Raw genomic sequence first — 23,137 nt, 5'->3', positions numbered from 1 at the left:
GTTCCTGAGCTCGGCGTCCGCACGCTTCACCGCGCGACAAGCCGGGTCCAATAGCCCAGCACCCGCTCGGTCTTGACCGGAAAGCCCTGCGTCAACGCGGCCAGGGCCTGATCGGTGTTGTCCAGCGGAAAAGAGCCCGACACCAGCAGTTGGGCAACATCGGCGTCGCACCCAAGACCGCCGCGCCGATATCTGCCCAGCTCGGCCGCCAGTTGGCCCAGCGGCATGTCCAACGCGACGAGGTTGCCACTAGTCCATGCCGCGGTAGTGATGTCGTTTGGCTTGGCGGGTTCGACGGTGTCTCGGCTGAACCGCGCTTGCTGGCCAGCATGCAGGACGACGGCCCCCTGCCCCTGTACTGGTTCAATGCGTACCGACTTTTCCAGGACGGCCACGCGCGTCCAGCCACCTTCGGTCTTGACCATGAAACGCGTGCCGAGCGCGGTGGCCGTGCCCTGGCGCGTTCGCACGAGGAAGGGGCGCGGCGTGGCGGCGGGGTCGGGATGCGTGGAGACCAGAATGGCGCCCGATCGCAGGTCCAGGATGCGCGCCTGGGCGTCGAACGTGACGTCGACGGCGGTATCGGTGTCCATCAGCATGGACGAGCCGTCCGCAAGCTTGATGTTGCGCCGTTCGCCGACGGCGCTGCGGTAGTCGGCAGCCCAGCCTTCCCACGGCAGGGTGCGCCATCCCAGCCAGGAGGCGGCGCCGGCGCCTGCCACGAGGCCGATGGTACGCAACACTGCGCGGCGCGACGCCTTGGCCGGCGCCAGCGTGGGGCGGGCGATGCTGCCTGGCAGGCGGCCCATCTGGCGGCAGACCTGCTCGACCTTGCCCCACGCGGCGCGGTGGGCGGCGTCGCTGGCGAGCCAGAGGCTCCAGGCGTGGCGATCGTTGGCGGTAGTGGCTTCCGAACTAAGGCGCGCGTACCAGGTGGCGGCCTCCTTGATGGCGCGCAGATCCCGCGCGCTGAGCGGTGTCTCCGTAGACATCGGCGTGCCGCTCACGGCAAGAGCAGGCAGCAATGCGCCATGGCGCGCGCCAGATAATTGTCCACGCTGCGACGTGATATCCCCAGACGGCGGGCAATCTCAGCATAGGGAAGGTCTTCGCACTGCGCCATCAAGAAGGCCTGCTTGACCTTTAAGCCGAGTCCGTCGAGCATGGCGTCGATCTCGATCAAGGCGCTACGCAACACGGCCTGCGTTTCGAGCGAAGGGACCTCCTGCGGTGGGAGTGCGGCCAAAACCTCGAGATAGGTCCGCTCCAACGTTTGGCGCCGGAAGAAATCGATCATCAGGCTTTTGGCAATGGTCGCCAGATAGGCGCGCGGTTCCCGAATCTCAACGGCCGGGTCGGCGTTGGCCGCGCCGCATCGCCTTGTATGCGTCTTCAGCACCCTGACGAAGGTGTCCTGCATTAGATCAGCCGCATCGAACGGATCGCCCACACGACGGCGCAACCACCCCAGCAGCCACCCATGGTTGTCGCTGTAAAGCGTATGCATCGCTGATACGGCAGCGGGAGGAATGGTGGACACCAGGCGCTCCGGATTGAAAATTTAGTAATGAGAATTACTATCAATTTTCCATCAAACCTGCCGATCTTGGCAAGCCGCGCTTGAGTGGCCGTAATGGGTCGCAAGCAGCCCTCCAATTGGCCGCCCACTCCGGCCCGGGGCATACCAAATTTGCCGTTGACCAAATCAAGCGAACGATTTGACTCGACTTTTGTCGGTCACCCAACTTACACGGAATTCCAGCGAAACGCTTCTCACCTGCTTTAGTAGACCTACTTAGTAGGTCGTCGATGAGCGACCGCGACGGCTACAGTGCCATCTGGCAGGCGGTACTTGCCGTCACGAAGCCAAGTGACAGACTCGCCTGATGGCAATGTGCAAATGTATTGCGGCTCTGAAGGGGCCGTATCACTGCGTTGATGACCAGGCGACGTTGTATGAGGCAGGTCGATCGATCTGGTAGCTTGACGATGACGTCTGCTAATCGAGTGCCTGAGGCCATTTTGTCTCCCTCCTAGATCGTCGCGCCTGTATCGGGAGCTGGATTGCCTCCAGGCGCGTGTTCCCGTGGCGGATTCATCTTTAGCACCGACATTCGGATGAGGGGCATCCATCGTAGGGGCAAGGGCTATGAGGTCATAGAGGGAGCACGCGCGCACGCGTCGGGCGAAATTGGGGAAATTGGGGAAATTGGGGAAATTGGGGAAATTGGTAAAACAAATAGCGCCCCGTGGGGCGCTTAGTTGTGAACGTCACGGACTTCTGTCTTGAGCGCCTTTCCTGTTTGGCAGCGAGCTATGAGCCTGAACTTCAGTGCGCCATCCCTCTTCCCACGCATCAACCTTCGCTTTCCAGCCGCTGAGCGAGCCTCCGGTGTGGCCAGGCATCGCCTCGGCCTTCAAGTATGGGCAATCCCACAAGGTCAATCCTTGGCGGGCAGCTAGGGCACCCTGCTTTCGGATTTCACTATGCATGTCGGCACCCTCCACAAGTAGACGATCAGGCGGACAGTATGAAATATATTGAGATTGATATGCAATAGTGTGTCGGCACTAGAAGACTTAATGTGGAACCTTCCCGCTACTTACGCGATTCCTCATCCGATTGACCTCCACTTGACCGCGCTTTCACCCACACTCCAGTAGCTAAATCACGCAACAAGCGCCCCGATCGGGTAACGGCACGGAAAGCCACCTGGTTGAGGTGGCCTTCCGCAGCCTCCTCCTGCAATGCCGCAACGAATTCCACTACTGGGAAATCGGCCTCCACGCACTGTCGTTTGGAACTGACTGCTTTATTTCGCGTTCGCCGACCGCACGTCCGAAATCCCGCTCGCGAACAATCTTGTCCGGCCCGATGAAGAAGCTATGCAGCCCCGAGCGCGAATGGGCGGCAGGCCATGCAGCGAACGAGCATCCAGAGACGTCTTTGGTCGCCAGGTACGCATAGCGATAGCCGTGCAAGGCGGCGTCGGCCGGCACGTCGGGTCCCATTACTAGCGCGTCGTCATTGAGCGGGCTAGCCGAAGCTGTCGAGGCTGGATCCCAATAGAGACCGTCCCGCTCGCCATCGCGGCTGATGATCCGCCGCGCCGGGTGCCCATTGCCGGCCGTCTGGCGGTAACGGTCCTGGGCGGCGCACAACAGCCGCAAGGTTTCGATGGCGGCGCCCTCGTTGCGCGCTATCTGGCGATGCTGCATTTCCTGCACGCCGGTGCGCAGGTCGAAGCGCCAGCCGCCGTTCCCCTTGACCAAGGGCGCGGGGAACGACCAATCATGCTCGCCCACGACGAACTCGGCCGTGGTCGCGCTGGTGTCGACGATTTTGTGCTGCCTGGACCAGGCTGCGAGAAAGGCGTAGATATCGTCCCGGCCTATGCTGTCGCGCGGGACGAAGTGGCGGAAGTCGCTGCCCAGCACTCGTTTCAGGCCGTCGTCGTCGCCAGTCGCCACCGCCTCCACAAGCGCGTCGGCAGCCGCTTGCGGCGTGCTGAAAGCGGCCTGGGCCGCGTAGCCTTGCGATGCGGCCGAGACAAGAATCACAGCCAGTGCGAGGCCGCCTAGAGTATGTCGCGTCTGTTTCATCTTCTTCCATGCCCCCTCTCGATGTGTCCACCGCCCGCGCGGCCGCCGGAGCGCGCGCCGGCGCCCGGCGATGGCCGGCGTGTTTCCGTATGCGCCGCCGGCCTGTTGGCGCTCCTACCCGAGGCGTGGCGTGCCGGACTCGGACTGTCCACGCCGCGCAGCGCGTTGTCACGGTTGGCGCTGCGCGAGCGTTCGATGGCGGCATTGCGCGCGTCGTTGCGTTGCGGAGTCGCATCGCGGTGAGCCGCGGGCCGATTGGCTTCGGGACGCTGCGCGGAGGCGGAACGTCCCGCATTGCCTTGACGCTGGCCTGCCGCCCTGCCACCTGTCGGCTCGCGGTCCCGCATGACTTGTTGTGCATGGTCGCGGCGCGCCTGCTGGTCGCCCGCGGACCGGCGGGCGCCCTGTCCTTGCGTGGCGCCGACGCGGCGCTGCTGGTCAAAGCGCTGTTGTGTCGCCGAGTTGCGGTAAGGCGTATTGCCGCGCCGCGCAGGATCGTGGTTCCAGGTCACGTTACGGCGGCTGGCGTCCAGCTTGCGATTGACGTTGATGTTGTTGTACCGGTTGACGTCAATGTCCACGTCATTGTGGCCCCAGTCGAAGCCGCCCCACAACGAGTCCGCGATGGCGATGCCGGTGCCGAACGCCAGGCCGCTGACCATGGCGGTCGCGAACGCGGATCCTGGCGGCGGCGGATAGTAGGCGGGCGGGTAAGAGGGATAGGCCCAGGTGCCGTAGGCGGTGGTCGGGTTGTAGGACGGCACGTATACAACGCTGGGAGACGCGGGCGCTATGGTCACCACGGTAGTTCCGCCCTCGGTCTGCGTCGAGACCTTCTGCTGCTCGTTGCTGGCCAGCGTGCCGGCGGCCTGGGCCTGGGTCCGCAAGCGCTGGACCGAAGACATCACGTCATCGGGCTGATCCAGGAACGCGTCGCCCACCGACCGTACCCAGTCCGGCTGGCGGCCCATCATGTCCAGCACCGAAGGAAAGGCCGCCAGAGACATAACGCTGGGATCCCAGGGCTGGTCCTGGACGGCCTTGACGGCGGCGTCGCCGCTGAGGCTGGCGTTCTTCGCCGACCATGCCGCTGCCGCCGCGACGTCGTCGGGATAGGTCGACGCCATCAATAACTGCGACAACAACGCATCCGGATAAAGCGCCACCGGCGCCAGCATCTGGTCGAGCTGTTCTTTGCTGAACGACGATTGCGCCTGGGTTGCCGAGCTTGCGAACAACAGCGCCATCATGATGAGGAAATGCCTTAATGCCCGTCTCATGGACCTCTCCTGCAGGGAAACCCTGGCACTATGGGGAGCCTCCATTGGGCCCTTTCCCGTGCCGGGAAATGCTTCTGGCGCTACCGGCTGCGAGCATCCGGCGCACAAGAGCGCTCAACGATTCCGTTCATGTCCTCCTACAGAAGCGTGAAGAGAAGCTTGGAAAGCGTGCTTTTCAATGGCCATTGCGTCGCGATCAATATCAGCAGGGGCAAGGCCGACGGCAACGCGATCTTGAACAAGATGGATTTGCTGATTACCGCGGGCCGCATCGCCGCCACAGCTTGGTACATCGCCTGGACATCCGCGACCGGCCCGAGTTCCGGCGCATCCAGGATGGGACTCTCCGGAATCCGTTCTTTGTGTATCCAGCGCGTGTCGACCAGCCGTCCGTGCTCGGAAAGCAAGGCGCCGTAATCCAGCAGCGCTTGACGCTTGGCGCGGGCCAGCATCGAGGAGAACACCAGCAGCGGAGCCAGCCCGATCAGGATCAGTACCAGCAGCAAGGTCGCGACCTGCACGTAAAGCGACGGAACGGTGACACCGTGGTAGAAAACCGTGTGAGCCCATGCCCCGGCGACTACAGCAGACACGGAAAACAAGAACGGCGCATAGACCATCGGCAGCCGATCGAGGAATCCCAAGCCTCCCATGCGGTCCGGATGCATCACCACCAGCTTGAGCGGCAGCCGCGCGATGCGCAGCAACAGGATGCCGACCAGTGTCAGCCGCCAGACCCAAGCCAGCAAAAGCACCGAAAAGATCGGCCGGGTGACGAGCAGGAACCACCACGCGCCGAAGGCCAGGCCGTCGGCCCCGGGCCCCGCCCATCGCACCTCGTCCGGATTCGGCGAAACCAGGAAGGCGGCGGTCCAGGCGATAGCCACCGTCCCTACGATGACCCACGGAAACACGCGCTTCTTGAGCTGCGCAACGCCGGCGATGACCTCGTCGAAACGCGGAGCCAGCTCCTGGTCGACCAGCCCCGAGCGCTTGAACTCGCGCAGGCAAAGCGGGAGGATTTTCCGGGCTATGCCCTCGGCCAGAACCAGCAATGGAATGGCGACGAGGCAACGGATGTGGATTCCAAAATGCCCCAGCAGCGTCTCGGCCGTGCCCGTGCCATGCTCGGGCGGCGTGCCGGTCAGCCACGAGGCCACGACCAGCGGCAGCCAGGCTACGAGCGCATAGATCAGCGCGCGCCGCTTGATCCCTCCTCCCTTGGCCGGAATCAGGCCGACCTGCTCCTGCAGGCGCGAAAGCCCGTCATTCTCGACCAGGAGAAAGGGTTCGTCACGGGTGGAAGGCGATGAATCCTGGATCATGGCGCACCTCGAAGAGGGTCAGAAGCCGCTTTCGCGGATGGCCAGGCTGGCCAGGTACCGCAGGCCGGCCATCAGACGGCTACGCTCGGCCCCGGTGAAGTAGGCTTTGCCGCGCTGCTCGCGCAAGAGCGGCAAGGGTTCGTCCAGCGTGACGCGCACTGCATACAGTGAATACTCGGGAATCAGGGCATCCTGCTTCTGGAACGCCGGAATCGGGCCGTCATGCACGGTAGCCAGCATGGCCGAAGGCAATTGCTGCAGTCGGGCGGGCGCGATGGTGTCGATGCGGCCGCAGAGCCGCCGGGGAGCCAGCTCGAAGTAAAAGCACCCGCCGTCGCCCGGCCGCAAGGCGTGGACGTCGTCTTCCGCCACATAGGCTTCCACGATCCAGTTCTCAGGGTTCACCAGGCGCCCCAGCCGCTGCCGCTGGCTGACCCAGGTGCCCGCGCGCACGTCCGGCGCAACGTCCAGCCATATGCCGTCAAAGGGAGCTCGCAGCGTCAGGCGTGCCTTTTCCGCGGCCACCGAGGCGGCGTTCGCGCGACTGAGCGCCAGCGATTCGATCGTGGCGGCCTGCTGGTCCAGGCCGCCCGACTGGTCCAGCAGGCCGGACAGGCGGGCGGCGCCGCCCCGTATTCCCGCCCGGGCCGCGTCGGCCTGGCTGGCCAGCTCTGGATTGTCCAGGCTGATGAGAACGGTGCCGGCTGCTACGTGGCCGGGCTCGACGCGCATGTCCACGCGCGCCGGCGTCGGGGCGAAGGCGATCCATTGCTGGATGGGGCGCGCCAGCGCGGGCGCGCGCACTGGCGTCGCGGCGGGCACGGCCAGCCAGGCGAGAATCAGTATCGGCACCAGCAGGAGCAGGCGGCGGCGCCAGCCCCGCGTCTCACGTCGACGCTGGGACCAGGTGCGCAGTTCGCGCCAGCAGGGGCGCACGATGAAAAATCCCACTTCCACCGCGAACAGCAGCACACCCAGCGCCTTGAAGAAGAAGTGATAGACCGCCACCGCGATCCCTAGGTAGACGGTCAGGCGATAGATCCAGGTCACCCAGGCGAAGACGATGAGCCGCCGCCGCAGCGGCGCAGCAAAGGGTTCCGGCCAGGGTTCCTGCCAGCCCAGCAGCCCGCGGCGTAGCGCAGTGCGCGCCAGGGCCGCCGCGCGCTCGTGCAAGTTGGGCATGTCCAGCAGGTCCGACAGGATGAAGTAGCCGTCGAAGCGCATGAACGGACTGGCGTTCAGCAAAAGCGACAGGACCCAGCTGGTGGTGGCAAGGTAAAAGCACGCCTGCCGCAGGATGCCGGGCGGCAGCAAGGCCCATGACAACGTGGCAAGGCCGGCGATCGCCAGCTCGGTGCAGATACCGGCAGCGGCGATCATCAACCGCTTGCGCGACGACGCCAGACGCCAGGATTCGCTGGTATCGGTATACAGCATCGGCCACATCACCAGGAAGGCCACGCCCATGTGTCCGACACGCACACCGAAATGCGTGGCCACCAAGGCGTGGCCGAATTCGTGCAAGGTCTTGGCGACCAGCAGCGCCAGCGCGAAGCCCATCGCTCCCTGCCACGACACCGATTCGAACAGGGTGTGCTGAAACGTATCCCACTGCCTCAGGGTCAGGGCGATTCCCACGAGCGACAGCGCGGCGACGACCCTGGGCGTGGCCGGATGGAACAGGAACCGCAAGCCGCGGTACAGCTTGCCCAACCAATAAGTGGGATGAATGAGCGGAATGCGGAAGAACAGATAGTTGTGCAGCCACCACTTCGGCTTGCTCCAAGGCCTGCGAGGCTCTGCCCACGCCATGGCCTGGCTTTGCGAGGGCGCCGGCCGCAGCAGGTCATTGGCGCGCAGGAAGTCGGCGAATTCGCGCAGTTGGTCCTCGCCGGGCTGCAATGCGGTCCGGCGAACGATGTCAGCCAGCAGTTCGGCGGGCGCCAGGCGCCAGCGCGACAGGAACTCGAACTCCAGCCAGCCGATCCGAAAATGGCGGTTGCGCACCGGATCTTCGATGACCCAGGCCGGGCTGCCGTCGGCGTGTGGGGCCGCGGCAAACAGGCGCAGGTCTTCCCGCAGGCTGGGCAGGGATTCCAGGGCGGCGGCGAGCATCATGGCGTTCTCACAGGCCCAGGAACGCGCGCAGGGCCGCCAGCGGCCGCCGTATGAGCTCGAATCCCAGCACGGACTGGCCGCCCGAGAGCCTGGCCGTGCCCTTTAACCCGATGCGGGCGCCTTCGCCCTCCTCGACGCTCGCCCGCAGCCGGTAGCTGGGCACTCCCTCCGGCGTGAGCGCGGCCTGGTAGCTGGTCTCGATGACCTTGCCGCGCAGTGGGTGCATGGGTCTGACGGTGAGGTACAGATCCACCGGCGCTCCAACGTCCAGCGCGATCGCGTCGGAAGCCGGCAACTGGACCAGCATCGCGGGTTTGGCCGGATCGGCCAGCTGCATGATGCGCTCGCCCGTTACGACCGGCTTTCCGATCCAGTCATTGGCGTCGCTGAACACGGCCACGCCCGCCCGCGGCGCGCGGGTTTCCAGTCGCTGCAGCTGCGAGCGTATGGAGGCCAGCTCGGCGCGCCGCTCTTCGGCACGGCTCTGCAGCAGCGTCAGCCTGGAGCGGCTGTCCTCGCTGCGAAACGCCGTCTGGCTGGCCGCCAGATATTCCGCGTCGGCCACCGCAACGGCGCGGGAGGCAACCTCCTGCTGATGGCTGAGCGTCGTGTCGTCCAGCGAGAACAGGACCTGGCCCGCCTGCACTTCCTGGTTGGGCCGTACATGGATCGCCTTGACCACGCCGTCCAGCGGAGCGCTGATCATTTCCAGATCCAGGGAAGTCACTTCGCCAGGTGCCAGCGCCCGCTGGCGCACCGGCAGAAAGCACAATGCGACCAGCAGGATCAGCGCCAGCCTGACCAGCCAGGCCCTGCGCCGCCGCGGCCGACGGCCCGCCCGCCGCGCCAACAACTCCCAGCTGTAGGCCCACGACTGGGCCAGCCGCCCCATCACCGCAGAATGCGCCGCGGTCGGTGGCTGGTCGAGCAGGTAGACAGCCCAGCCCAGCGCCGTGCCGGCACGGCTCTTCAGCGGTAAAAGCCAAGCGCCCGCCGGCCACCACTCCCGCCACCCTTGGGCGACCAGCTCGGCCCCTGGCGAGCCGGCTGGCGGCGGCTCCAGCCATTCCTTGCCCTGGCCCGCCTGTTCGCGCAGCCATTTACGCGCCTGGCCCAGCCACACCAGATACGGCGAGTCGTGGTCGACGGATACCAGCCCCGAAATATTCAGCAAACGCCAATCCGCCCCCGTGTCCTCGAAGACCAAGGCTTGCCGATAGTTCAGGAGCGGATGCGCGTCGTTAGCGACATGGAAACTCAGTTGCTGGACGTCGTCGGCCTGTCGCGCCAGGCCTTCCATTTCCGCCAACTGCAGCAACAGGAGAATGTCGTCCTGCATGGCTCTCACCGGGGGAAACCGAAATCGGCTATGCCGCTCATGCCGGGCAGCAACTCGTGCGCGGGATCCTCCGCCCTGCCCTCCAGTTCGATGGATTGCGCCACGGCGTCCACGCGCGCGTTGACGGCCGTGACGCGCGCCTGATATTGCTTGCCCGTCTCGATCACGTCCAGCTTGAAGGTGCTGCCCACCTTGACGCTGCCCAATTGGCGCGACGGCAGGTTCAGCCTGAGCCTGGGCGGCCCATCGCTGACCAGGTCGATCAGCGGCGCGCCGGCGTTGACGGTTTCGTAGGGACGCACGTAGACCTTGGCGATGCGCCCCGCAAATGGCGCGGCGACCGTGCAGTAATCCACTTGCGCCTGCGCCAGCGCCTGGGCGGCGGCGGCCCGGTCGGTGGCGGCCCGCGCCAGCGCGACTTCGGTATCGCCGGCGGCGTCCAGCTTGCGCAGTCCCACCTTGGCCCTCAGATTCTCGCGCGCCCCGGCCAGTTCGGCCGCGGCCATCTTCAGCCGCGCCTCCGGCTCGCCGCAGTCCAATCGGAGCACGACGTCGCCTTTTTCCACGCGGCGGCCCAATTGCACCTCCATGGACTGCAGCCGGCCTGCCATCGGCGCGGCGAGCGTGCTCTCGGGATCGGCCGCCAGCAATACCCGTATGGCGTTCGGATCGCTGGACATGTCGGTAGGAGGAGGCAGCGCCTGAAGCTGGGCATGCGCCGACAGGCTTGCGCCCGCCAGCAAAATCGAAAGCCACGCCCCCATACCCTGCGAGTGGCGGCTCATTTTGCCTCGCTTTGGGCCAGCAGCGTGGTGCGCTCCCAGTTCGTCATGGTCTTCTGGATCTCGGCGGCCAAGGTTGCCACGTCATGGTTGGCGATCACGTCCGGCATCACGTCCAGGCCGACGGAGTTATAGAGCCGGCCCCAGGCCGCCTGAGCGTCCGAATAGGCGGCATAGCGCTGGTACTGGGACAGCAGCCAGCGAGCATCCGCGCGGATGAATTCCAGCCTGGAATCCGCCGAAATGCTGGCGCTCGCCTCGGCATAGTCGCGCAATCTGCCGTCGACCTGCGTGCTCTGATCGGCGAATTGGTATTGCTCGCGCGCCAGGTAATAGCGTTGGGCGGCCACCCGGACCTGGGTCAGCACCGCCATGGAAAGCGCCAGGCGGCGCAGATCCGCTACTTTGCTCTGGTTCTCCCCCGCTGCCTGCAGCGCCGGCGCCTTGAGCAAGTTCAGGAGGTTCCACGACACCCGCACCCCGACGGAAGACCAGCTGTTGTTATAGAGATATTCATTGGAGTCGTAATGGGCGCCCGCATTGATGCTGATGTGCGGCCAGAGCTCGGCCTTGGCGATCCGGATGTCGTTGTCCGTGACCCGCTTGCGATACCACTCCTCCATGATCTCCGGGCGGTTCTCAAGCGCCAGCTGCTCCAGCGCCGGAACGTTCATGTTCGGCATGGGAATGGGCGGAGGGTTCTCATCCGCCACCTGGAAGTCGGTGCCCGGCGGCAGGGACATCAGGGCCGCCAGCTCGGCGCGCGCCAGTTCCAGGTCCTGCCGCCGCGTCGAAAGCAGGCTCACCGCGTCCAGCAGCGCCCGCTGGTATGCAAGCGCCTCCTGGCGCGGCAGCAGCCCGCGCCGCTCGGCTTCGCGTGCGTTGTCCAGGCCCGTGCGCACGCGCACCAGCAGGTCGTCGACCGAAGCGATCAGGCGCTGCGCGCCCACGGCCCGCCAGTAGGCATTGCGCACGTCCTGCAAGACGTTCTGGACGACCTTGCGGCGGCGCTCCTCGGCCATCAGCACCTGGTCCATCTTCTGCTGCGAGCGCTCGTAGGCGACGACGAAATCCAGGGTGCTCCAGCTGAGTTCCAGGTCGGCCAGCCGGTGATATCGCTGCTCGGACGTGGACGGCCGCAGGCTGACCTCGCCATCCTCGATGCCGATCGAGGTGCCGCCCGAGTCATTGGACCGGTCGGTGTAGCCGGCCGAGGCGATCAGCTTGGGCAGCATCTCGTGGCGGGTGACGTCCACCAGGTTGCGCGCCAGCGCGCCTTCCATCAGCTTGAGGCGGTAATCCAGGTTGTATTTCAGCGCGCGGGCCGACGCCTCGTAGAACGTGATTGGATGCGTGATGGGTTCCTGGTCCGAGTACATCATCTTCCGGTCCTGGTCGATGCGTTGCAGGACCTCTTCATGCGTGTACGGACTGGCCAATTGGTTGGAAGAACAAGCGCTCAGGCCCATCACGGCCAGCGCCAGGAAATTCGCGCGCATCACGAGCTTTCGCTTCATACCTCTCCCCTTTCCGTCTTCACCACATTTTCTTCATCCCCGGGCGCCCACTGCTCGCGCCATGCGTCGCTGGCGCTGACGCGAATCTGGTCGCTGAAAGATCCCGCGCCATGCCTGGGCGGCTCGCCGCGCCCATTCGCCGCGTGAGCGCGGCCGGTCTCCGGCAGGCGCAGCTCCTTGTACGTGAACACCGAATCGTCCCGCAGCAGGCCGTCGGCCGACAGGAAGACATTGGCATAGCGGGTCTGCATGCAGGCATCCTGGTAACGCGCCTGCCATTGCAGCGCTTGGATGGTGCGGGTCAATGGCGTCTCGTGATCCTCGCCCAGGCCGGCGGCCAGCGACTCCAAGGTAATCTCGGGAGGCATGGCAAGCTGGGGCCGCTGTCCACGCACGCCCGCGTCGAGATACCGTTCGAACGCGAGCGTGTCCCGCACGGCGGGCGTGACGTAGACCACGGGATCCACCGTCAGGTCCGATCTGAATGCGGGCGGCGTGTCCTGTCCAAACAGGGCATAGGGGTTGGGAGGCGCCACGTAATCCGCGTCGAGTTTGAGGACGATGGTGAGAAGCGCCTCGGATTGGCGGCCCGCCAGGTCCGAGATCGTGTAGACGAATACATCCTGCAGAATCGGCCCCCGGCCGCGCGCGGCCTGGACATCCGGATTGCTCAGGTCGATTTCGTATCGGTAGCTGCCATCGGCGTTCATGACGATGAATCCGTAGCGGCCCGCGAGGCGTTCGCCCACCTGCCCCGCCGCTGCTACGTCCTGCTGCGGCCGTATGCCGGTCACCGCGATCGCGTCGCCGCCATCCACGTCGCTATCGTTGGGCAGGACATTGCCCTGGACGATGGGCGGCCCCGATACGTCGTCGACATATGCGCTGTCGTCGCGCGCCTGCGGCGTGTCGTCGCGTCCTGAAATCGTGATGATCAGGCGAGCTTGAGCAACGGCGCCCGCGGTATCGCGCATGGCGTAGGTAAATACCTCCGTGAGCGTCTCGCCGGGGGTTCTCAGGGCCTGCACCAAGGGATTGTCATTGTCCACGACGTACTGGTAGGCGCCGTTGGCGTCCATGACCAAGGTCCCATACAACCCTGCAATCCGTCCCACCGTGCCGCTCGCGGACTCTCCCAGGCCGACGGCAAGAACGGTCTTGCCGTCGCCTGCGTCGACGTCGGTATCGTTGGCGAGTACATTGCCGCTCGGGTCGATGCCGGGCTCGGTGTTGTTCAGGCCACCCGCTTCCACTGCCTCGGCCACATCGTCATGGGCAACCGGCGCATCGTTCTGCCCGAGGATAAGGATGACCATCGTGGCGCTGTCCTGCTGGCCCTCATCGTCGGCGATGGTATAGGTGAATACGTCGAGCAAGGTATCGGTAGGCAATCGCAGCCGGTTCACCGCGTCCAGGGAGTTGTCCAGCACGTAGGAATAGGTGCCGTCGGCATTGATGATCAAGTCGCCGTAGGCGCCGCGCAAGACGGATCCCACCGTCCCGCTGGTGCCGGTTCCCGCCTCCGTCCCGGTCCGGATTGCCACGACGGTCAGCGGACGGCCCTCGGCGTCGAAGTCGCGCAGCGTCACATCCCCGCTGGGATTCCTGCCCTGGAACGGCTCGTTGTCGCGCACGCCCTGTTCGATGGCGATCCCCACCACCGGCGTGGCGACCGGCGGATCGTTGACGCCCTGGATCGTAATGCGCAGTTCGGCCTGGTCGGTCAGGCCGCCACCGTCCACCGCCCGGTAAGTGAACACCTCCAGCAAGGACTCGCCCACGGCCAGCGCGGCGACCGCCTCGTTGGTTTCATCGGCGTGATAGGTATAGCTGCCGTCGGCCGAGATCTCCAGCCAGCCATACATGCCATCCACTCGCAGCGGCGCCGTGCCCGTGACGGACGTGAATCCATGGGTTCCCGCGCCCGCGCGTATACCGATGACGGCCTTGGTGTCGCCGGCGTCGACATCGCCGTCATTGGCCAGCACATTGCCTTGGGCGTCGACGGCAGGCGATATCGAGGTGGCCGGAACGGCCGTATCCGTATCGTCATCCGCCACGGGGGCATCGTAGCTGCCCGCGATGGTAATGGTCAGCGTCGCCGTGTGCGTCAGGCCGGCAAGGTCCCGCACGGTATAGGTGTATGTCTCCTGCAAGGACTGGCCCGCGCGCAATTGCTGCACCGCGGCCAGCGTATCGTCGACTTCATAGCGGTACGAGCCGTCGGCCTGCAGATACAGCGTTCCGTACAAGCCGGCTGCGGCGCCGCCCACAACGCCCGCCTGGGCCTGGGAGTTCTGTACCGCCGAGACGGCGCTCTGGTCGCGAGCGTCCACGTCCCGATCATTGCTCAGAACGTTGCCGATGGCGGGACTGCCGGGCGTCTGGTTGTCCGTGCCGCCTGCCTCCACCGCGCTGCCGGTGTCGTCGCGCGCGACCGGCGCATCGTCGGCGCCACGGATGGTTACCGTCAGCAGGCCATCGCTGTTCAAGCCGGCGGCATCGCTGAGGCGGAAGGTGAAATGCTCGACCAGGATATCGGTCGGCAAGCGCAGCGCCTGAACCGCAGCGAGCGTATTGTCGACGGTATAGACATAGCTGCCGTCGCTGTCGATGCGCAAAGTGCCGAAGCGCCCCTGCACCGTCGTGCCGGCGGCCTGCATGGCCGTGCCGTCGCCCGGCTGCCCGGCGCGCAATCCGACGATGTGCAGGGTGTCGCCGGTATCCGGGTCGGACCCTGCTCCTGGCAGCAGGTTGCCGGAAGGATCCAGGCCGCCCGTGTCGTTGCCGGTGCCGCCCTTCTCTACCGCGATGATCGCTTGCGCTTGCGCCTCGGGAGCGTCGTTCGCGCCGGCGATGGTGATCCGCAGCGTCGCGGTGTCTTCCAGGCCGCCCACGTCGCGCACCTTGTAGGTAAAGTCCTCGAATATCGAAGCGCCCGCGGGCAATGCCTGGACCGCGGGATTGGCGTTGTCCACGCGGTAGACGTATGCGCCGTTGGCCAAAAGGGTCAAGGTGCCGTACGAGCCGGTGATGACCATGGCGGGACCCGTTGCATCCGGCACCGCGCCGCCGCTTGCGTCGCCCGCGCGGACGCCGGCGACGGTCAACGCTTCGCCGTTGGCCGCGCTGTCCACGTCTTTGTCATTGGCCAGCACATTGCCTTGCGCAGGCCGGCCGCCCGACGTGTTTCCGGTGCCTCCCGCCTCCACCGCGGAGCCCGCGTCATCGGCAGCCTCCGGCGCATCGTTTTGTCCCAGGATGCGCACTCGCAGCTCGGCCTGGTCGGTCAGGCCGCCCGTATCGGACAGCGTATACGTGAACACGTCAACCAGCGTGTTGCCTGCCGTACGCAAGGCCTGGACAGTTTCGTCGGTTTCATTCAAGGCATACGAAAACGTCCCATCGCTCATCAGCGTCAGGGTTCCGTACTTGCCGAGGATGGGCGCGCCTATCGGCTGCATGCTGCCGCCCTCGGCCTCGGCGCCGCTGCGGGCGCCGGTGACGGTCAGATCGTCGCCATCGGGATCGATGTCGTTGACCGTGACGTCGCCGGTCGCGGTGCGGCCCGGCGTGGCGTTGCCGACGCCGCCGCGTTCCTGCGCGATGGCGACTATGTTGCTGGCCACCGGCTGGTCGGACACGCCATGGATGCGTATGGTAAGCACCGCCGTGCTGCGGCCTCCGTCCGCGTCCTCCAGCCCGTAGACGAAACGCTCATCGACCGTGCCGTCGGGCCCCAGCGCGACCAAGGTGGGGTTCAGGCTATCGATCTCGTAGACATAACTGCCGTCGCTGTTCATGCGCAGCACGCCGTACAGGCCCGCCACGGTCTGTTCGACCCCGGGCGTCACGTCGGCCTGGCTGCCGCCCTCGGGCCCGATACTGTGGACGACCGCGTCCGCCATATCGTTGTCCACGTCGCTGTCGACCGCGCCGGGATCGTCGTCAGGATACGCGTCGGTAATGACGTTGCCCTGCGGATTGCGCGGCACGCCGATAACCGTGCCGGTGCCTGCGTCGACGCTGGCGGTATAGCCTTCGCCCAGGTTGTCGACCGCGACCGGATTGTCGTTCGCGCCCTCGATGGAGATGACCAGCGACGCGATCGCGTTCAAGCCGCCTGCGTCCGTGACGGCGTAGTCGAAGGTCTCCAGCAACACGTCGCCTTGGTTCAAGGCCTGCACGGTGGCGTTGTTGTCGTCCACCGTGTAGACGTAGCTGCCGTCCGCGCCCAGGCGCAGGGTGCCGTAGCGCCCCTCGATAATCGCGCCGTCGGCCGCCGTGCTGCCCGCCGGAACGCCCAGCGCCGGGCCGGGCCGCGTATCCGTGGCATTGCGCGCCAACGTGACGCTGCGCGTGTCGCCGCCGTCCACATCGCTGTCGTTGTCCAATACATTGCCGCTGGCCGGGCTGCCGCCGCTGGCATTGGCCGTTCCGCCTTTTTCCTGGGCGATGCCGGCGTCATCGACCGCCGTCGGCGCGTCGTTCGCGCCAGTCAAGGTGACGACGAGCCGAGCGGAGCTGCTTACCAGGGCGGAATCGCGCAAGGTATAGGTGAACGTATCCTGCAGCGGCGTGCTGCTGGCCAGCAGTTCCTGTACGTCCGGATCGGTATTGTTCACCACATACCGGTATCCCCCCTGCGCGTTGATGAACAGGGTTCCGTACTGGCCGGCGACCATGGCTTCGCCGCTCAGCGGATCCACGGTGACGGGACCTGCAATGCCGCTGGCCTGCGTAACAGTCAGCACGTCGCCGTTGGTCTCGATATCCACGTCGATATCGTTGTCCAGCACGTTGCCCGCCGGATCAATGCCGGGCACGTCATTGCCGACGCCGCCCGCTTCCACGGCATGCGCGGTATCGTCCACGCCCTGCGGCGCATCGTTGACCGGCCGCACGGTGATGTCCACCGCATCCGTGTCGGTCAGGTTGTCGTCCACGGGTTCAAAAGGCGTGCCGTCTCCGTCGGCATCCCCGCGCTGGCCCAGATCCTCCGTCAGTATGGTCAAACGGTCGTTGCCGTTGTAGTTCGCGCCGGGGCTATAGACCAGCGTGGCGAGCGCCGCGTTCAGGGCGTCCCGGCTGCCGCGCAGTTGCAGCATCCCCGACCCCAGGGCGCCCGCGGCCAGCTCGACGCTGCCCAAGGTCAGCGTCAGGCCGCCGTGCAGGACGTTGAGCGTGACCTGCATCGTCGCGGCGCCTGAATCGGGATCGGCGATGGAAATCCCCGTTATGGCGAGCGATGTGTCCTCGTCCAGCGCCTGCGCGCCGGGCACGGTATTGACCGGTCCGTCGTTGCGTTCCACATAGCCCACATTGCCGGCAGCCGCCGCGCCCAGGTCGCCGAACTGGGCCTGCACCTGGCCCACGGCGGAGGCGCCGTCGCTGTCGATGCGTGCGTTCACGACGCCGGTGGGGCCGGCGACGGTGACCGTCGGCGGCGCATCTATGCGGAAAACGCCGGGTCCAAGCACGCCGAAGTAGTAATACCCATTGACGTCGGTGGTTACCGTCCAGCTGCGATTATCGGTCGCCGTCGACAGGTCGTTGTCGGCGCCTCCCCAGGTCAGGGTCACGGTCTGGCCAGCCAGGCCGGGGCCGTCCGGCGTGGCGGAGCCTGTTGCGCTATCGGTGTCGTTCCACAGCGTGCCATCGATGCGGCTGAGTCCCGCGGCGTCGCCGTCACGATAGGTATTGGGTCCGGTGCCGCTGCCGGTGCGCTCGCCGCCGACTGTGCCTGCCGCGCCCACCTGAGTGCCTGCGAAACTCTGGAAGCTGGTGGGCAGGCTCGTGTACGTCACCGTAGCCGACGTGTCGGCCAGCGGCGTATTGTTGGGCAGGTCGGCGCTATAGGCCAGGCTGACGCTCGCCCCCGCCACCAGCGTGTCCAGCGAGACAGTGACGGTTCCGCCGCTGACCACGACCGACACGCCTGGCGGGTAGCCTCCGGGCGCGTACGTCGTGCCGTCGATGGTCAAGCCGGTGACGGTCAGATTCTGGCCTCCCGTGGGCAACGTATCGGTAAGGACCACGTCGTACGCCGTGGCCGTACCCGCGTTGCCGAAAGCCACCTCATAGCCGGCCTGGCCCACCGTGCCGCCGGCGCCGGGGTCGAAGCTGACGACGGACTTCTGCACGTCGTCTATCTTCGGTTCCACGACACGCTCGGTGACCGTTTCCGTGCCGAACCGCACCTCCGAGCCGCTCAGGAACTCGGCCCGCACGGCGAGCTGGCCGCCCGCCGCCACGCCGGCGGCGTTGTCCACGCGGGCGTTGAACTCGAAATACAGCCCTTCGAAATCCGAGTCCTGGTTGGCATTCACGAGGTTGCCCAACCGCAGCACGATGACGCGCGGATCGGCGGTGTCGATGGCGGCGGTATTCAGCACACCCTCGGCACGCACGCCTGACAGATCCGGATTGAGCAACGTGCTCTCCTTGTCCGTCACCCCGCCGTCGATATTGGGGTCGCCCGAGACGATCAGGCCGGCCATATCGGTCCACAGTCCGGGCGATCCGTTGGCAAGTGCATTGGCCAGGTAGGCCAGCATGGCCGAACCGTCGTTCATGAAGGTCAATCCGGGCGGCAAATACACCCGGATCGCCGCGTCGGGCTGGGTGCCCTCGGGCACCAGCAGCGCGACTCGGTAATGCACGATCTCGCCGATCGCGACGTCTTGCGGGTCGGCTGTCGTGGGACTGCCGCCCGCCGTGTCGGTCAGGCCGCCGACGTGGCTGATGGTTCCCGAAGCCGCGACGTCCTCGCTGTGGACGCTGACCAGCCGATAATCGTTGAGGGCGCCCGACCCGAGGCTGCCGTCTGCGCCGGTGCGCTCGCCGCCGTTGACGCCGTTCAGGCTCGTCCACTGCACGGTGACCTCGTTGTCGACTTTTCCGGACGTGCCGGTCGAGTCGTTCAGCGTGCCGCGGAACTGCAGGACCAGGCTTCCGCCCTTCGGGATGTCCAGCTTGGCATTCGGGTCCAGTTGAAGAACGCCGTTCTGGATGATGAAGTCGCCGCCGGTCAGGGTCGCCCCGCCATACAGCGTCACGCCGACGATCTCCACCCCGCTCAGTTCGGAGGGCAACACGTCCGAGAGGCGGACATCGAAGGCATCGACGTCGCTTGCCGCCGAGCCGTTACCGACCGTGATGGTGTACGTGATGTGGTCGCCCCGGTCCACTCCCACCGACGAACCGTCGGTGACCGCGGTATGCGAGACGGTCAGCGTGGGTTCGACGATGGTGACCGACGGCAGGCCGCCGGTCGCCGCGACGCTCCGATCCACCGAGGTGGCTCCATTGGGCGTATCGCCATCGGGATCGGTGTACGTCAGCGACGCATCGTTGGTCAGCGTCTGGCCCGCCTGGTTGCCCGTCACGTTCGTGGCGATCAGTCCCAGGCGAATGACGAAGCTGTTGTCCGCCTGGTTGTTGTTGGCCAGCGCGCTGCTGGCGCTGAAAGTAAGCACCATGTCCACGCCGTTCGCGCCCAGCGTGCCGCCCGACCCCGTCAGGCTGGCAATGGAGACCATGCCGCCGAAGTCGGCCGCGAGGCTGCCGCTCAGCGCAGCCTGCGTGATCAATTGGTAGCCTCCCAGGCCGAAGGCCGTGTCCAGCGCGAACCCCTCGGGAATCAGGTCGCTCAAGCGCAGGTTCTGCGTTGTGCCTTCGGGCAGGGTCACCACAATGTCGTAGAGCATGCGCTCGCCGATGACCAGGTTGCTGCCACTGGTATGGCTGGCGCTGGAGTCCGTCGGATCCAGGCTGCCGTCGGCGTAGCCCTTGGTGATGACCGGCGCAGCAGACTGCGCGTCCGCCGTATCGGCCAGATCGGTGGGCGTAAAGTCCGACCCGCCTTCCACACTGGCGTAGTGGGTCAGGATCGCCGTGCTTTGCAGGGTGCTGGACGCGGCCAGGTTGCTGCTGGCCACGACGTCGTAGGTAATCACGACCATGTTCTGGCCGCTGTCATCGGCAGCGGTGCCGGGACGTCCCGCCAGCAGGCTGGCCTGGCCGCCCGCATCCAGGAAGGTGATCGTGGTGCCCGATACGCTGTAGTCCTGTTCCAGCACCAGCACGGTGCCGTCTCCACGGGCAATGCGCAGGTTCGCGGTGTCGAGCGAACCGCCCAGGAACGCCAGACCGGCAGGCACCTGGAGGTTCACCGTCACGTCGTAGGCCCCGCCTCCGCCGCGGTTCTCGATACCGGTGGCAAGGCGCAGAATATCGCCGGCGTCCATCCCGGTGACCGCGCCTTCGAGGGCGGCCAGATCCGTAACGGAACCATTGAAACCAGCGCCCGTGCTGCCCGGCGGATTCCAGTCGCCCGTTGCCCCACTGACCGTCCCGCCAGAGGCTCCCACCACGCCATGGCCAATGGTGAGCACGGGCTCCGCCACCGACTGGATCAGCACGTTGTCGGTATCCACCACAGGCGCGTGGCCCACGGTAGTCTGCTGGGAGGACTGGCCCAGCACGGTTATGGAGCGCTGGTCCGCGAAGGGTTGGCCGCTGACGCGCAGCGTGAACAGCACCTCGATGCGGTTCTGCCCCGAGGGGTCGCCCTGCATGGCGTAGTCGCCAAAATCGAAAACCAGCGCCCCGCCGGCTTGCGAGCTCACACCGACCACCGTGCCCGGATGGGTGTCGCCCGGACCGTAGGACCAGCGATGGTCGCCGATGCCCACGGACCATGACCCGGCCGGCTCGAACACCGGAGCCGGCAGATACGCCGTCAGCTTCAGGTTTTCGTAGTCGCCAGTCTGCAGGTCGTAACGCAGCACGAAGGTAACGATATCTCCCGGCTGCAGCTCATAGGACGGCGGCACCGTGCTGCCGTTGACCTGGAAGACGGCGATGTCGACGTTGCCTGTCGGAACGGTAACCGTCACCTCGGAGCCGTCGGACTGCACCGCCCCGACGTTGAGCCGGCTTTGTATGATGGTGCCCGCCAACAGCGCGCTATTGCTCAGCGAGTCGCCTTCGTTGATCTCCGCTTGCGCATAGGAGCCCTGGTAGGCCTCGTCGACCCTGGCGTCGTAATTGATCGTCGCCCGCGTTGCCGATTGGCGCGTGCCGTCACTGGCGATGTCTCCGATCAGCGCGTCCATGCTCAGGCCCGCCTGGGCGATCGAGGCGGCCAGGTCGAAGACGATCTGCGTACCGGTCGCCGTCTTCTCTCCCAGGGTATAGATCAGCGCGACGGTGTATTGCTGGCCATCCTGGGTAAACGTCAGCATGGGCGTGCCGGCGAACGTCAGCCCGTCGCCCAGCGTGTCCGTGATGGTCAGGCTGCCCTGCCCCAGCATCGACTTGCCGATGGCGAAGTAATCGGACAGCGTCACATCGTACTGGTAGCTCAGCACGTCGCCGGGCGACAGGCCCGCCACACCGCTGTCGGTGTCTATTTCCACGGTTTTGTGCAGCGCGACCGCCTTGGCGGTGAACGCGACGTCCTCGCCGCGCCCGATCACCGGCACCCATGGCAAAAGGTCGGGCACATCGCGCGGGTCCAGCGGCGTCCATTGGCCAGTGGAGAACGCCTGCGCGACCTCGATCTGACGCGGCGCTCCGCTAGCGGGGTCCAATACCTGCTGGCCGCCGGATGTCGTCTCCGCGACGAAAAAACGCACTAGCGTATCCGCGGGGCCGCTCAGGCTCGCGTAGCTGATTTCATACGAGGTCACATAAGGCTTGAGCGCCAACGCGGCATTGATCGCCGCGGTGTCGGAGAGCACCCTGCCGTCGGCCAGCGTCAATCGCGTCAGGATTCCGCCGCTGCCAGGGGTAATGCCCAGTACCCGGATGCTGTCGGGCAACTGCTGCACGACCGCCACGTTCTGCAAGGTCTGTCCCGGCGCCGGGGTGGCGGTGACGGTCAAGGTATGGGGATAGTTCTCACCGGTGGCGGTCTCGCCTTCGGTCATGTCCAGCGATTGCGTCACCTCGAAGGGGGTGGAGCGCAGCGCATAGGTCTGCCAGTCGGCCTCGAACAGCGCCGGGTCCTGCTCCGGGTTGTCCAGCGCATCGTTGCCGTACTGGAAGCCCGCGCGCAGGCTGACGGTATGGTCCTTGTTCACGTCGGCCAGGGGGCTGAGGCCCAGGACGATGTCCACGGCAATCGTGGGTTGATCTTTGCCGAAGCCCGCGTAAGGCAGCGCCAGCACCACCAGTTGGTCGCCGGGGCGATAGCCATACTGAGACGCCTGCAGCACCACAGGATTGCCGGTGGCGTCTTTTGCCAAAGGGTGCTCTGCCGTGCCATCGGCGCCGAAGGTAATCACATAGCCGTTGAGCGTAATGCCCATCGTGCTGGCGGACACGAAACTGACACCGTCGTCGCCGTCATACCCCGTCGCCGGAATCAAGATGTCGATGAACGGCGCGTAGCCTTCCTGGGCCGAGGGATTGCTGACGATGGCCTGGATCTGGGCGGTGTCGCCCAACAGGATGTCGGCGCTGCTGCCGCCCAGCGCGAGGGTGGGCAGCGCATCGGCGAGCAGGCCGTCGTATGCCGCCAGGGCCGCCGCGCCGATCTGCAGTTGGCTTTCTATGCTGCCGGTGGCGACTTCCAGATCCCAGTCGCCGCCGACGGATGGGTTGCCGGTGTCGTTGGTCGATGCCGCGACGTCCGCGCCGGTGGCGCTTGCCAGCGCGCCCATCAGTTCCTGCCCGCTGGCCGAGCTGCCCGTGCCGCATCCGTAGAGCAGGATGTCGGCGTTGGTACTGAGGTGCGCGCCCCAGTCAGCCGCGCGCTGCGTGTCGGCCGATTGCGCGGTCAACACACTGTTGCCCAGGGTCATTTGCCCGGGCGTGCCGTGGCTGAGGATCTGGATCGAGTCGACCGTACCCAGCGCTTCCAGCGCCTGGCGCACCGCCGCTACGCCGTCCTGGCTGGGATTGACGACCAGCACCTTGGTGCCGGGCGTGGCGCTGTCCGCCAGCGCCTGGGCGCCGGCCAGGCGGCCATCGATGACCAGCAGGTTCTTGCCCTGCGCGGGTGCCGCGTTGTCAGCCTGGCCCGTGTCGTGGGCCGACGAATCGGTTTGCTGGCGGTCGGCCGCCACGGCGGCCGCAGCGTCATACAGCAGCCGTGGCTCGAGTGCCAGCGCCCTGGCTACTGGGCGGAAAATCGGCGTCGTACTCATGGTGCTGCACCTCCGGT

Annotated in this window: 11 protein-coding genes; all 11 read right to left on the bottom strand. The window is 66.1% G+C overall.

Going from position 1 to position 23,137, the window contains the following annotated elements:
• Nucleotides 1-26: 26 nt before the first annotated feature.
• Nucleotides 27-992: a FecR domain-containing protein gene (locus BMW75_RS10115; protein WP_092578994.1), complete on the bottom strand. Its 966-nt coding sequence runs from the start codon at nucleotides 990-992 to the stop codon at nucleotides 27-29.
• Nucleotides 993-1,003: 11 nt separating this feature from the next.
• Nucleotides 1,004-1,507, bottom strand: a complete 504-nt coding sequence (locus BMW75_RS10110) for a sigma-70 family RNA polymerase sigma factor (RefSeq protein WP_092578992.1) — start codon at nucleotides 1,505-1,507, stop codon at nucleotides 1,004-1,006.
• A 764-nt stretch (nucleotides 1,508-2,271) separates the two neighbouring features.
• The gene (locus BMW75_RS29910) at nucleotides 2,272-2,493 is read right to left on the bottom strand and encodes a CrpP-related protein (protein ID WP_092578990.1); all 222 of its coding nucleotides are present in this window, start codon (nucleotides 2,491-2,493) and stop codon (nucleotides 2,272-2,274) included.
• A gap of 273 nt (nucleotides 2,494-2,766) precedes the next feature.
• Nucleotides 2,767-3,603 (bottom strand): DUF2950 family protein, encoded by an 837-nt coding sequence (locus BMW75_RS10100; protein WP_092578988.1) that lies wholly within the window; start codon nucleotides 3,601-3,603, stop codon nucleotides 2,767-2,769.
• Nucleotides 3,600-4,883 (bottom strand): DUF3300 domain-containing protein, encoded by a 1,284-nt coding sequence (locus BMW75_RS10095; protein ID WP_092578986.1) that lies wholly within the window; start codon nucleotides 4,881-4,883, stop codon nucleotides 3,600-3,602. Before BMW75_RS10095 ends, BMW75_RS10100 begins: the two co-directional genes overlap by 4 nt.
• A gap of 137 nt (nucleotides 4,884-5,020) precedes the next feature.
• Nucleotides 5,021-6,208, bottom strand: a complete 1,188-nt coding sequence (locus BMW75_RS10090) for a hypothetical protein (protein ID WP_092578984.1) — start codon at nucleotides 6,206-6,208, stop codon at nucleotides 5,021-5,023.
• A gap of 18 nt (nucleotides 6,209-6,226) precedes the next feature.
• Entirely contained in the window at nucleotides 6,227-8,326 is a 2,100-nt protein-coding gene (locus BMW75_RS10085; protein ID WP_092578982.1) for a site-2 protease family protein, read from the bottom strand.
• A gap of 7 nt (nucleotides 8,327-8,333) precedes the next feature.
• Nucleotides 8,334-9,665: an efflux RND transporter periplasmic adaptor subunit gene (locus tag BMW75_RS10080; RefSeq protein ID WP_092578980.1), complete on the bottom strand. Its 1,332-nt coding sequence runs from the start codon at nucleotides 9,663-9,665 to the stop codon at nucleotides 8,334-8,336.
• Between the two features lie 5 nt (nucleotides 9,666-9,670).
• Nucleotides 9,671-10,450 carry an efflux RND transporter periplasmic adaptor subunit gene (locus tag BMW75_RS10075; RefSeq protein WP_175493139.1) on the bottom strand — a complete coding sequence of 260 codons (780 nt, stop codon included), beginning with the start codon at nucleotides 10,448-10,450 and terminating at the stop codon, nucleotides 9,671-9,673.
• On the bottom strand, nucleotides 10,447-11,964 hold the full coding sequence (locus BMW75_RS10070) for a TolC family protein (RefSeq protein ID WP_092578976.1): 1,518 nt from the start codon (nucleotides 11,962-11,964) through the stop codon (nucleotides 10,447-10,449). Before BMW75_RS10070 ends, BMW75_RS10075 begins: the two co-directional genes overlap by 4 nt.
• Nucleotides 11,961-23,120 carry a VCBS domain-containing protein gene (locus BMW75_RS10065; RefSeq protein ID WP_092578974.1) on the bottom strand — a complete coding sequence of 3,720 codons (11,160 nt, stop codon included), beginning with the start codon at nucleotides 23,118-23,120 and terminating at the stop codon, nucleotides 11,961-11,963. Before BMW75_RS10065 ends, BMW75_RS10070 begins: the two co-directional genes overlap by 4 nt.
• Between the last annotated feature and the right edge of the window lie 17 nt (nucleotides 23,121-23,137).

The sequence above is a fragment of the Achromobacter sp. NFACC18-2 genome (genome assembly GCF_900108985.1).
Taxonomy (GTDB): Bacteria; Pseudomonadota; Gammaproteobacteria; order Burkholderiales; family Burkholderiaceae_B; genus Achromobacter.
The sequence above is the reverse complement of the archived record's forward strand: the minus strand, read 5'-3'. Positions and strand labels throughout refer to the sequence as shown.